This is a genomic window from Bacillus sp. bc15 (genome assembly GCF_900142585.1).
In the GTDB taxonomy this organism is placed as follows: domain Bacteria; phylum Bacillota; class Bacilli; order Bacillales; family Bacillaceae_G; genus Bacillus_A; species Bacillus_A cereus.
On the sequence record NZ_FRBJ01000008.1, the window covers coordinates 188,058 to 200,098 of the forward strand.

Here is a 12,041-nt window from a genome sequence, read left to right on the forward strand (position 1 = left end):
CCCCTTTACACTACTTAGCTAAAGTTTTTGCCATATTTCCAAATAACTCTATATAAGTTTGAATTGATTCATTTGTGTAAGTATCTTCTGGTGCATAAATAACTTGTTTTTTAGAAACAGCAGTTGTGTTTTGAAGAGCAGGTGATTTAGAAATAACATCCTTAGCAGGTGTTGACTTAGCTGCATCAGATGTTGCAGCATCACGATCTAATACGAAAATCCAATCAGGATTTGTTTGTGCAATAGCTTCAACAGAAACGTCATCACCTTTATGACCTGCAGTAGAATTTGAAACTTCTAACGCTGGAGTCCAACCGAAAATTTCATACATTGGTCCCCAAACGCGACCAGAATGTGGAGCAGCAAAACCAATATTACCACCAGTAACGATAACACTCATAACTTTATCTTTTCCGTTATAAGCAGATTTTGCTTTTTCAATAGATTTATCAAAATCAGCTACTAATTGTTTAGCTTCTTTATCTTTATTAAAGATTTTTCCTAAAGTAATTGTAGAATCTTTAAGTCCTTTTACTAAGTTTTCGCCAGGCTTAGTAGCTTTCTCAGAAACATCAAAATTAAGATCAATAACTGCTGCATTTGGTACTAATTTTTTGATTTCTTCGTAATGGTCAGCAAATCTTTGACCAACGATTACAAGGTCAGGGTTTGCCGCTGCAATAATTTCAAGATTTGGTTCACGGTGATTCCCAATATTTTGAACTTTTTCATCCTTTTTATATGCTGAATCAGCAGGCATGATATCCTTTGGAGCAGCCGCTAATTTAATTCCCCAATCAGATAAAGTTTCAAAAGTTCTGTTATCCAAAGCAACTACATTCTTTGGGTTTACAGGGACTTTAACAGTTCCATGAGCATCAGTGATTTCAACCGTTTTTGGCTTATCACTACCATTATCTTTATTATTAGCCTTCGAAGTTTCTTTACTTGAATCTGAGCAAGCTACTAACATTAAAGTGAAAATTGCTAGAATACTCACTAATTTTAAAAGCATAGATTTTTTCATATGTATACTCCTTATAGTGTGATTTATTTCGAAAATGATGACATCCATAGATTGAATTAGAAGGTAACTTTTATTCAATTGAATCGCTATTGATAATCATTTTCATTTGAACATCCTGTTAATTAGTATAGTCATTAATTCTGTGAAAATCTTGTGAATGGTGTGAATTCATAAAATCAGGCAAACAAAGTAATATATGAAGTCGGGCGTGTTGATTAACCTTTATTCTTCAGAGCGTGTCGATTTTTTTCGAGTAGACACTTTCATTAGATCCGGTCTCAACTAATGCGCGCTAGAATCGTCCCCTACACAATACCCAAAAGATGAGCACCTTATAAACCATAATTTCCCCTGCAAAAAATGCTCATTAATAGCTAATGTTTTCATAATCCATTACCTGATAGAAATATTTTTTTACATCTTTTAATACTTCTCAGAAACTATTTGATTATCACATTTAATAAAAAAACGAGTAAAACTGAATGAAATAGTTTTACTCATTTTTTTATTATCTTATTTTTATCAGTCAATCATTGAATAGCCTCTGCCATGTATCGTTTGAATATATCTGTCTTTCTTCTCGCACTTTAACTTTTTTCTTACATACCCAATATATAAGTCTACTACATTTGGATTTACTACTACGTTATATCCCCATACTTGATTCAAAAGCATTTCACGGCTCAATATTGTGTTTTTGTTTTTGATTAAAAATACAAGCAAATCATACTCGCGCTTAGTAAGGGAGAGGTTCTCGCCACCTTTTTTCACAATATTGCTAGATGCATCAACAAAGAGATCTTTAAACTGAAAAAATTTCATCTCATTTTGCTGGATATAGTCACTTCTCCTTAAAATTGCTTGAACCCTTGCTACTAATTCTTCTTTCACAAATGGTTTTCTTATATAATCATCTGCTCCTGCTTGTAGCCCTGCTATGCAATCCTTACTAGAAATATTGTCGGTCACAATAATTATCGGTGTGGTTTTAACAAGTCGTATTTGTCTGCAAATTTCTGGTCCCGATATACTTAATGAGTCCCAATCCAATATGATAATATCCCAATCTTGTTCATATATTATATTTAAACCTTGGTTTTCATTGTGAAGTTTTAAAATGAAATAGCCTTCTTGCGTTAGACCGCTTACAATTTTCTTTGCTGAAGACCGTTCATTTTTAATCACCAACACCTGCTTCACCGATGGTTCACCTCTACTTCAATATAACTTATTTAGATAAAAAATTATCCCCAAAAAACAATTTAAGATTTATAAATTTAAAACCCCTAAATAATCCATTAAAACAGTTTATTAGGAGAACTCTATATAATCTTACAATAGGTATGGATAAAAACACAAAACATATGAAGATTCAAATAAAGCGAAGTGTTAATTAAATAGAGATGTTCATCCCCCACTGCTTATGAGTCCTCACCAATCAGGCTTTTACTGGATAAAATTGTGATAGTTAAGGGATAACACACAAGATGCATTGATGATGTAATTGAAAGAACCAAGAAATTAGATACATTCTATTTTTAGAACCATAACTTTTCCATAAACAAAAAAAAACCATAAGCTTGCCGTGTGTTTTATTAATGTAGCTTTGGAATAATGTTTGGCCAAATTGATACTAATAACCTTAATAAACGAGCAAGTGGAAGTGACGCTTTCGTTAGTTAATAGGTCACTTTGCTCTCTTGATATGCTTTCTTTACCCGTTCAATTTGAGCGAGGTGTCCTTGTATATATTGAAGATCTTTCAAGGGCTAGAAGGGGCACCTGTGCTGGGAAGTGCAAAGTAGATTCCAGTAAAAGGATAAAAAGTGTACGGTGCACTTTTTAAAAAGGTTTTTGGTAATCATTTTGCAGTACGTTAAGGTATTCATAGTGTTGCAAATATCTATTTTCTATTTCGCTACGAATATCACCGTATTATCGAAAATTAATTTGCAACACAATAGATGCAACGTTATGGCGCCATAAAAATCAAGCCCAAGTGGAGTGTTGCATAAATGTTAATTTTTGCAACTGTCGACGCATCGTGTATTACATTTTCTGTAAGTTACTTTACACTTCACGGCACGGTTGCTCCCTCTACCCCTTCAAATGAAAATAACCTAAATCTCGGATACATAAATTATTTATTGTTAAAGTTGTTCTTTGGCAGGTTTATCCAAACATATATAGAAATATGAAAAAGTAAATTTTAATCTGACCAAAGGAGATGAAGAAATTGTTAAAAAAAGTCGGTATAGGAGTCTTTTCTACAGCAATTGTATTAAGTGCCAGTATAGGTTTTTCAGGTATTGTATCAGCAGATAGTTCATCTGCAAATGAACAAGTTAAGAATGGAGATTTTGAGGATGGGCTAAATAACTGGATTTTATCTAATCCTAATTCTTCTACCGAGAATATCGGCACTTCTGAACCAGCCAATCATTATCTCAAATTAATACATGCAGACACAGCCTATCAGCCTGTTACTGTAAAGCCGAATACAGAATATACATTAACATTTGATATAGCGGGAAGTATAGGTTCTCCATCAGAAGTAACAGTAGGTAATCTGAATGCCCATCAAGAAATCGTTCCATTAACAAAAAAGCAATATTCAGGATTTAAGCCGGAACATCATGAGATGAAGTTTAAAACAGGGGAAGATGTGTCAAACTTTGCTGTCAAACTTGCTTCTACAGCAAATGGGAGGGTTAAGTTTGATAATGTACAATTAAAGGAGAAGGAGAACCCTTATATTTTAAATATTGATTTTGACCACAATTCAAGTTTAGAACCTTTTAAACCAGCATATGGCTCTTTAATTTACAATATTGAAGAGCATGCAGGAGTAAATAATTCTAAAGGACTTCATTTTAGTTCAGGAGCTGGTCATCTTAAGGGAGACGTAACTTTGAAGCCTAATACTACATACATCATGTCCGCATCTGGAAAAGTATCGGGTCCTGAAAAAACCTTATTTGTAGGAGCACAGTCTCCTGGGGGAGAAAACACATTTGTTATGACGTTTACTTCCACACAGTATGAACAAAAATCGGTTGAATTTACTACTCTAAATACTAATAATCCATATAAGGTCATCTTACAAATTAATGGATATGTTAACATCGGTGATGCCTATCTTGATGATATCGTACTAGTTGAAAAGTAGCCATAATTAAAAATATATTTCTATCATTGACACATGAAAACAATTCTAGAAATGAGTCGCCATATGCCCATCAACTTAAGGATTTTATAACGCCCCAAAACGAAAAAAATGTACATTTTTTTTCGTTTTGGGGTATTTGCTATTCTTAGATTGATGATGATGTGATGCTATCCCTAAAAGTCGCGACTTTATTTAAAGGCGACATTAAAAATATTCTTCAAATCCTGGAAGCATAAGTTGGCCGTAAACTAAAAGAAGCATAAGTTGGCCAAAACGGCCATCTTATGCTTCTTGTTATACAAAATAAAAAAACCACCAAATATGTATTGGTGGAGACGGTGGGAGTCGAACCCACGTCCAAAAATATCGGCACTTAAGCTTCTACGAGTGTAGTCGATATATTAGCATTTCGCGAACTCTTCGGCCTATCGACAGGCTTCCAAGTTGCTAGTCTGGTTGTTCTCTTCCTTTGTCCTCAGACGGCGAACTCCGGCGTAGTCCACTTAGTTTGAGTCCCTTACCCTACCACATGGACGATGGAGGGAGGAACCTTTAGTGCAATTAAGCAGCTAAAGAAAGATTGTTTTGTTTGCCAATTATAGGCTTTGACGTTTTAACGAGGCCGATCCCCTCGACTCGCAACCTAAGCTCGAACTATCCCTGTCGAATCCGTAACGTCCCCATGATAAAAATGGAGCATACGAAGAAAATATCGTGATAGCTACTAAGAGCTGTTTTTCAATGTGCAACAACCTTACATAAGTTATTATATCATACGCGCGCCGTTTTACAAATGTAAATATCTGTATTACATCTTTTGGCGATCACGGAACACGCGTGCAATTTCACGTTTCGCTTCTTTCTCTTTTAAATCGTGACGTTTATCGTATTGTTTCTTACCTTTTGCTAAACCAAGTGCCATTTTTGCAAATCCATTTTTCAAATAGATTCTAAGTGGAACTAATGCGTAACCTGTTTCTTTTGCAGCGCCTGCTAGCTTATCAATTTCTTTTTTATGAAGAAGTAATTTTCTCGTACGAAGTGGATCATGGTTGAAACGATTCCCTTGTTCGTACGTATTAATGTGCATATTATGAACCCATACTTCACCATTATGTACACGTGCAAACGCATCTTTCAAGTTCACGCGACCAGCGCGAATCGACTTAATTTCCGTTCCTTGAAGGACAAGCCCTGCTTCGTATGTTTCTTCAATGAAATAATCATGAAACGCTTTTTTATTTTGTGCAATAACCTTACCTGTACCTTTTGGCATATAACGTCCCTCCTCTATTTTTACTATTGTAACAAATGTAAACAAAAAGCGAAAGTGGCTCGCTTAGAATCTTTGGACATTGGAACTCCCGACAGAGAAGCGCTTTTTGCTTCGTCCGAGGGAGTGAAATGGCCAACAGATTCTAGCCACTGTAGCTGGATTATACAAAAAGCGAAAGTGGCTCGTTCAGAATGTGAGGTGGATGGAGCTTCTGACCTTGAGGCGCTCTTTGCCTCTCGGGAAGAAGTGAAGCCGCCGAACATTCTAGCCACTGTAGCTGGATTCCATAAAAACCGAAAGTGGCTCGCTCTCAAGCCACCAAGAAAAAAGAAAAAGCCCCGCTTTTCATCAAAGCGAAGCCATCCTTTTCTTACTTACGCTTTTTCTTTTTCTTCTTGAATCCTGGTACGTTTTCGAAAAATCCTTTTTTCTTCTTGCCGTTACCATCTTTTTTCCCTGGCTGACTTGCGGATGTGGATGTGGATGCAGATGCGGATCCTCTTCCTTTTCCTTTGCCACCACGGTCAAATTTTCTACCTGTGCCACGTTCACCGCCGCGCTCATTACTGCGCTCGCTACGTCCACCGCGTTTCTTTCTGCCTGTTCTTGGCTGCTCGATAACGACTGGACGATCTTTGAACTTACGGCGAGGTGTACCTTTCATGCCAACGATTTCAAAGTCGATTGCACGCTCGTCTTTGTTTACGTTAATAACGCGAATTGTAATTTCGTCACCGATGCGGAATACGTTTCCTGTACGCTCTCCGATCATAGCGAAATGTTGCTCGTCATAACGGTAGTAATCATCCGTTAAATAACTAACGTGTACAAGACCTTCAATTGTATTTGGAAGCTCTACGAATAAACCGAAGTTTGTTACAGAGCTAATCATACCGTCATACTCTTCACCGATCTTATCAACCATATACTCTGCTTTTTTCATCTCATCTGTTTCACGCTCTGCTTCAACAGCACGGCGTTCCATATTAGAAGAGTGCTCTGCAATCTCAGGTAATTTTTCACGCCATTTTGCTTGCGTTTCATTGTCGACTTTACCATTAATAATGTATTCACGAATTAATCTATGAACAATTGTATCTGGGTAACGACGAATTGGTGATGTGAAATGTGTGTAGAACTCAGTTGATAAACCGAAATGTCCTAAACTATCCGCATCGTAACGAGCTTGCTTCATAGAACGAAGCATAACTGTTGAAATAACTACTTCTTCTGGCTGTCCTTGAACCATTTCAAGAATTTGTTGCAGCGCACGAGGGTGCACTTCATTCGCACGTCCTTTTACCGCATATCCGAAGTTCGTTACAAACTCGAAGAAACGCTCAAGCTTATCTTCTTTCGGATCTTCATGGACACGGTACATAAACGGTACGTTCATCCAGTGGAAGTGCTCTGCTACTGTTTCATTCGCAACAAGCATAAATTCTTCAATTAACTTCTCTGATACAGAGCGATCGCGCATGACAACATCAGTCGGTTTTCCTTCTTCATCTACTAATACTTTCGCTTCTTTAAAGTCAAAGTCAATTGCACCACGGCGCATACGTTTTTCACGTAGAATTTGTGCCAATTGCCCCATCTCTTTAAACATCGGTACTAATGGCTCATAACGCTTAATTAACTCTTCGTCCTCATCTTCTAAAATGCTTCTTACGTCAGCATACGTCATACGCTCTGTCGTTTTAATCACACTTTGGAAAATCTCGTGTTTAACAACATCACCTAAGTTGTTGATTTCCATTTCACAAGATAATGTCAGACGGTCTACTTTCGGATTTAATGAGCAAATACCGTTAGATAGACGATGTGGAATCATCGGAATTACACGGTCAACAAGATACACACTTGTCGCTCTTTCCGTTGCTTCTACATCAATTGGAGAACCTTCTTGAACGTAATGACTTACATCCGCAATGTGAACGCCTAGCTTGTAATTGCCGTTCTCAAGCTTCGTTACTGTAACAGCGTCATCTAAATCTTTCGCATCTGCACCATCAATCGTTACGATCATTTGATCACGTAAATCACGGCGATCTTTTAAATCTTCTTCTGAAATCGTTTCTGGTACACTGTTTGCATGCTCCATCACTTCTTCAGGGAATGCTAAAGGTAAATGATGTTTATGAATGACAGATAAAATATCTACTCCTGGATCATTTTTATGACCTAGAATTTGAATAACTTCACCTTCTGCACTTAAACGGTTTTCTGGGTAGCTCGTAATTTTCACAACTACTTTATGACCTTCTACAGCACCCATTGATGCACTTTTCAAGATAAAGATATCACTCGTCCAGCGCTTATTGTCAGGTATAACAAAGCCAAAGTTTTTCGATTCTGTATATGTACCAACAAGTTCTTTCGTTCCACGCTCTAAAATGCGTACAATTGAACCTTCTTGACGTGAACCGCTCGATTGAGAACTAAGTCGTGCTAATACTGTATCGCCATGAAGTGCACCGTTTAATTCTGTAGGAGGGATGAAAAGATCATCGTCTCCCGTTTTCTTCTCCTCTGGTACAACGAATGCAAAACCACGTGCATGTCCAATTAACTTACCTCTTACTAAATTCATCTTTTCAGGAAGACCGTAACGGTTGCTACGTGTACGAATAACAAGTCCCTTCTCTTCCATCATTACAAGTGCCTTTACAAAATCTTTAAAGCCCTCAGAACCTTCAATTCCAAATGCCTCTTCTAACTCTTGTATCGTTAGCGGTTTATACGCTTCTTCTCTCATAAATAATAACAACTTATCAATATGTTCTTGTGTAATTTCTTCCAAGCAAAAATACCTCCTTTAAAACCTTATATTATTTAGTGTATCCGAAAGATAGGGGATGTATAAAGCGAAACTTCAATACTCCCCTTATGATTTTTACAGTTTTCACAAAAAATTCCTTATGAAAAAAAGAGGCAACTAGATCTTACCAATCTAGTTGCTCCAAGAAGTTATATACATCCTCATGTAGCTCGTCACGTTGTTTATCAAGTGTAATGACATGCGTAGAGTCTTCATACCATTTAATGTCTTTTAACGTAGATTCTACACCGTTATAAATAATGTTAGCACTATCTGTATTAATCATTTCGTCATGACGTGCTTGTACAACAAATGTTGGTGCATAAATCATATCCACATTGTTACGTACGTCAGCAATTAATTGTTGTAATGCTTTTAATGTATTCATCGGTGTCTTTTGGAATTCCAACATTTCTTGTTCAATTTGTTCTGGTGATTTTTGCTCACGTTTTTTATATTCGCGGGCATATGCCAATATACCTTGGTACATCGTTTCTTCGCTCTTAATATACATCGGTGCACACATTGGTACTACACCTAAAACCGGTACTGTATAACCTAATTTTAAAGAAAATACGCCGCCAAGTGACAATCCAACAACAGCAATTTTCTCAAAACCTTTATCTTTTAAAAGCTGATATGCCTCCGTTACATCTTGCCACCAATCTGTAGGGCCTGTATGAACAAGCTCTTCTGGTGGTACACCGTGCCCTTTATAAATTGGCGCATGACAAGTATAGCCTTTCTTTTCTAAGAAACGCCCTAACATACGTACATCAGCTGAGTTCCCTGTGAATCCATGTAGTAATAAAACAGCGCGGTCTCCACCCTCAAATGTAAATGGTTTCGGAGATGCTAATTTCATCATGTACTTCTCCTCTTTCTCTTCTGTAATCTAGTCGTATTCTTTCTATATCTAGTGTACCATATTTACATTTCTATAATCTAATTAGAAACATCTTTCAAATGGCAAAACAAAAAAGAAGAACCATTAGTACATCTTACTAACGCTTCTTCTTTCAATTCTATAAGTTTAAGTACGTAACAGCAATTGTTAATACAAAGAACAATACAGCTAAAACAATTGTAATACGGTTTAATACTGCTTCAATTCCACGTGCTTTTTGCTTACCAAATAATTGCTCTGCACCGCCTGAAATTGCACCTGAAAGGCCTGAGCTATTACTAGACTGCATAAGTACCATAACAATCATTAAAATCGATACAGTAATAAGTAAAACGGATAATAACGTATGCACTTGGCGTACCTCCTACAAAGATTCAGTTATTGTAACTGTAGCATAAATCCTATAGAAAAGCGAGAGCTATAGAGTCGCTCTCGCTTTTCTTCTATTACATAAACATCATTGCAAATAACGGTCCAAGTAAACATGTCAAAATTGCTGTTAATGTCATTGTTACCGATCCAATAACACCTTCATGTTCGTTATTTTTCATCGCTCTCATAACACCCATAATATGAGAAGCACATCCAAATCCGATACCTTTACCAACTGAGTTTGTAACACGGCTCCATTTTAATAAGAGAGGTCCTGTAATTGTTCCAGTAATACCTGCGATAACAACGAAAGCTGCTGTTAAGGAAGGTACACCACCAACTTGTTCAGAAACGCTCATCGCAACTGGCATTGTCACCGATTTTGGTAAAGACGATAAGATTAAGCTTTTATCTGTTCCCATAAGTGAAGCAATAGCAAAATCACTAGCGATTGCGACTGTTGTACCTACTAATACCCCGCCAGCAATCGGTACAACATATTTTTGCAGAACATGACGTTGTTTATAAAGAGGAATTGCAAATGCTACAACACCGGGTCCAAGTAGCTTTGCAATCCAGCCACCACCACTTTCCATATAATGTTGATATGGTATATCAAGCACGATAAATAGGAAAGCCATTAATCCTGTTGCTACAAGCATTGGAATGGTGAATGGTGTTGGAAATAATTTATAGATTTTTTTAGATAATTGATATAATAGCAACGTAAAAAGAACCCAACCGATTCCGATTAATATTTGGCTCATCGCGACTCTCTTTCCTTCCTATTCGCAAGATATTGTCCTGTATGTCCTGCGACAATAATAATTAAAAATGTACTCGCTACAACTGTAATGAAAAGAGAAATTCCTTTACTCATAAAAAAAGCACCGTAATTCATTAGGCCAAGCGTTGGCGGAATTAATAAAAACGGCATAATAGCAACGAGTGTTTCTGCTCCTAAATCGAACCATTTCACTGGAAGAACTTTTAGGCTAAGTAAAACAAGTAAGAGGAACATCCCAATCAAACTTCCTGGAATTGGAATGTTTAACATTTCTTGCACCCAAGTTCCAACCATATAAAACACGTAAAGAGCAGCAATTTGGACAAGAATCTTTGTAAATTTCATGTTCATCATCCCTCATGTTTATACGATCTTCTGTTAATATCTTTATCATAGTATAAATTGTAAAAAGCTGCAATTTATCAACTTGACAGCAAAAACAGCCTATGTTATACGCTTACAACCTTGATATCACTGCATTTTCAAACGAAAATTACGTCAAAAACCTTGACCTAATATAAAAAGTTTTTATTTTCTGAATTTATAAGACTGTTATTTCAATAAAATAATCTTTTTATCCTTAAACTTACATATATATAAAGTGAAACTTTAATCATTGAGGTTTTTTTCATCCCCATTGATTATTAGCCCTCACCAAGCCGTTTTGTACGGGATAAACAAGATAGGTGGTGAACATATGCCCAAAAAAGTTCTCATTTTTTGTGATCCTGGGATTGATGATACGATGGCTCTCCTCTTAGCATTCTTTATCAATGAAATAGAAATCGTCGGTATCGTTGCTGATTACGGCAATGTTCCAAAAAAAATGGCCGTAGAAAATGCTCATTTTCTTACAAGCGAAGTAAAGGGTAGAAATATCAAAATCTTTGGTGGATCAGAACGTCCAATTACTGGTGCTCCTCCTGCTTTTTTTACAGATGTACACGGGAAACAAGGGCTCGGGCCAATTATTCCAAAGGTGAATGTAACTAACGAAGAAATGGAGAATTTTTTTGAAGTTATTCCTCTTATTGAACAGTATAAAGATGAATTAATTATTGTGAGCTTAGGAAGACTTACCTCCCTAGCAATTTTATTTATCGTATGTAAACAATTAATGGAGCAAGTTAAATCCTACTACGTAATGGGCGGTGCCTTTTTACATCCTGGTAATGTTACCCCTATTTCCGAAGCAAACTTTTATGGCGACCCTACTGCAGCTAATATAGTCCTTCAATCCGCAGCTAACATGTACATATACCCATTAAACGTCACCCAATACTCCATCATTACACCAGAAATGGCCGAATACATTGAGGCAAAAGGAAAAGCCCCACTTGTCAAACCGTTATTCGAGCATTATTACTACGGATATTATAAAGAAGCCCTACCACATTTAAAGGGCAGCCCCTTCCATGACACAATGCCAATACTCGCTTTACTTGATAACTCTATGTTTACCTATCACAAATCACCTATCGTTGTCATGACAGAATCTTATGCACAAGGGGCAAGCATTGGAGAATTTCGCTCTTTAGGAGAACCTAAACCATTTATTGATTGACCGAGTCATCAAATAGCAATTGATTTTGATTATAACCGCTTCTTCAAACATTTCATGTCACTTATGACAGGTGAACAATTTTAACATAAAAAAACAGACCGTGATTTCTCACGGTCTG

The 12,041-nt window shown here is 36.7% G+C and carries 10 protein-coding genes, 1 other RNA gene and 1 pseudogene; 3 read left to right on the forward strand and 9 right to left on the reverse strand.

Annotated features, from left to right (window positions below; all coding sequences use genetic code 11):
* Positions 1-10: 10 nt before the first annotated feature.
* Together BUA87_RS22880 and BUA87_RS22885 are read right to left on the reverse strand one after the other, a co-directional pair.
* The gene (locus tag BUA87_RS22880; protein ID WP_000749433.1) at positions 11-1,027 is read right to left on the reverse strand and encodes a siderophore ABC transporter substrate-binding protein; all 1,017 of its coding nucleotides are present in this window, start codon (positions 1,025-1,027) and stop codon (positions 11-13) included.
* 522 nt (positions 1,028-1,549) lie between these two features.
* On the reverse strand, positions 1,550-2,227 hold the full coding sequence (locus tag BUA87_RS22885) for a response regulator transcription factor (RefSeq protein ID WP_025118102.1): 678 nt from the start codon (positions 2,225-2,227) through the stop codon (positions 1,550-1,552).
* A gap of 1,036 nt (positions 2,228-3,263) precedes the next feature.
* Between BUA87_RS22885 and BUA87_RS22890 the strand changes: the two genes are divergently transcribed.
* Positions 3,264-4,196: a carbohydrate binding domain-containing protein gene (locus tag BUA87_RS22890; protein WP_000915083.1), complete on the forward strand. Its 933-nt coding sequence runs from the start codon at positions 3,264-3,266 to the stop codon at positions 4,194-4,196.
* 327 nt (positions 4,197-4,523) lie between these two features.
* On the opposite strand, the gene ssrA is transcribed toward BUA87_RS22890, so the two are convergent.
* Both ssrA and smpB read right to left on the reverse strand, forming a co-directional pair.
* Positions 4,524-4,878, reverse strand: a transfer-messenger RNA (tmRNA) gene (ssrA, locus tag BUA87_RS22895).
* Positions 4,879-5,004: 126 nt separating this feature from the next.
* Positions 5,005-5,472 (reverse strand): SsrA-binding protein, encoded by a 468-nt coding sequence (smpB, locus tag BUA87_RS22900; RefSeq protein ID WP_001123920.1) that lies wholly within the window; start codon positions 5,470-5,472, stop codon positions 5,005-5,007.
* A gap of 123 nt (positions 5,473-5,595) precedes the next feature.
* Between smpB and BUA87_RS31045 the strand changes: the two genes are divergently transcribed.
* Positions 5,596-5,871 (forward strand): hypothetical protein, encoded by a 276-nt coding sequence (locus BUA87_RS31045; protein WP_139062900.1) that lies wholly within the window; start codon positions 5,596-5,598, stop codon positions 5,869-5,871.
* Here BUA87_RS31045 and rnr read toward each other — a convergent pair.
* The 5 genes from rnr to BUA87_RS22930 all read right to left on the reverse strand — a co-directional run bounded on the left by rnr (position 5,843) and on the right by BUA87_RS22930 (position 10,704).
* On the reverse strand, positions 5,843-8,275 hold the full coding sequence (gene rnr, locus BUA87_RS22910; protein WP_072940913.1) for a ribonuclease R: 2,433 nt from the start codon (positions 8,273-8,275) through the stop codon (positions 5,843-5,845). The genes BUA87_RS31045 and rnr overlap by 29 nt on opposite strands.
* Before the next feature lie 142 nt (positions 8,276-8,417).
* Positions 8,418-9,158 (reverse strand): carboxylesterase, encoded by a 741-nt coding sequence (estA, locus tag BUA87_RS22915; RefSeq protein ID WP_000761986.1) that lies wholly within the window; start codon positions 9,156-9,158, stop codon positions 8,418-8,420.
* 160 nt (positions 9,159-9,318) lie between these two features.
* On the reverse strand, positions 9,319-9,552 hold the full coding sequence (gene secG / locus BUA87_RS22920; protein WP_000557266.1) for a preprotein translocase subunit SecG: 234 nt from the start codon (positions 9,550-9,552) through the stop codon (positions 9,319-9,321).
* Between the two features lie 94 nt (positions 9,553-9,646).
* Positions 9,647-10,339 (reverse strand): LrgB family protein, encoded by a 693-nt coding sequence (locus tag BUA87_RS22925; RefSeq protein WP_072940916.1) that lies wholly within the window; start codon positions 10,337-10,339, stop codon positions 9,647-9,649.
* Positions 10,336-10,704: a CidA/LrgA family holin-like protein gene (locus BUA87_RS22930; RefSeq protein ID WP_000673222.1), complete on the reverse strand. Its 369-nt coding sequence runs from the start codon at positions 10,702-10,704 to the stop codon at positions 10,336-10,338. The genes BUA87_RS22925 and BUA87_RS22930 overlap by 4 nt, the downstream gene beginning before the upstream one ends.
* Positions 10,705-11,056: 352 nt before the next feature.
* Between BUA87_RS22930 and BUA87_RS22935 the strand changes: the two are divergent.
* A pseudogene (locus BUA87_RS22935) lies at positions 11,057-12,007 on the forward strand (nucleoside hydrolase).
* The last annotated feature ends 34 nt before the right edge of the window (positions 12,008-12,041 follow it).

What these genes read in the sequence shown, in the direction of transcription:
- BUA87_RS22880 (WP_000749433.1), bottom strand. Translation starts at nt 1,027, where the DNA reads ATGAAAAAATCTATGCTTTTAAAATTAGTGAGTATTCTAGCAATTTTC.
- smpB (WP_001123920.1), bottom strand. Translation starts at nt 5,472, where the DNA reads ATGCCAAAAGGTACAGGTAAGGTTATTGCACAAAATAAAAAAGCGTTT.
- estA (WP_000761986.1), bottom strand. Translation starts at nt 9,158, where the DNA reads ATGAAATTAGCATCTCCGAAACCATTTACATTTGAGGGTGGAGACCGC.
- BUA87_RS22925 (WP_072940916.1), bottom strand. Translation starts at nt 10,339, where the DNA reads ATGAGCCAAATATTAATCGGAATCGGTTGGGTTCTTTTTACGTTGCTA.
- BUA87_RS22930 (WP_000673222.1), bottom strand. Translation starts at nt 10,704, where the DNA reads ATGAAATTTACAAAGATTCTTGTCCAAATTGCTGCTCTTTACGTGTTT.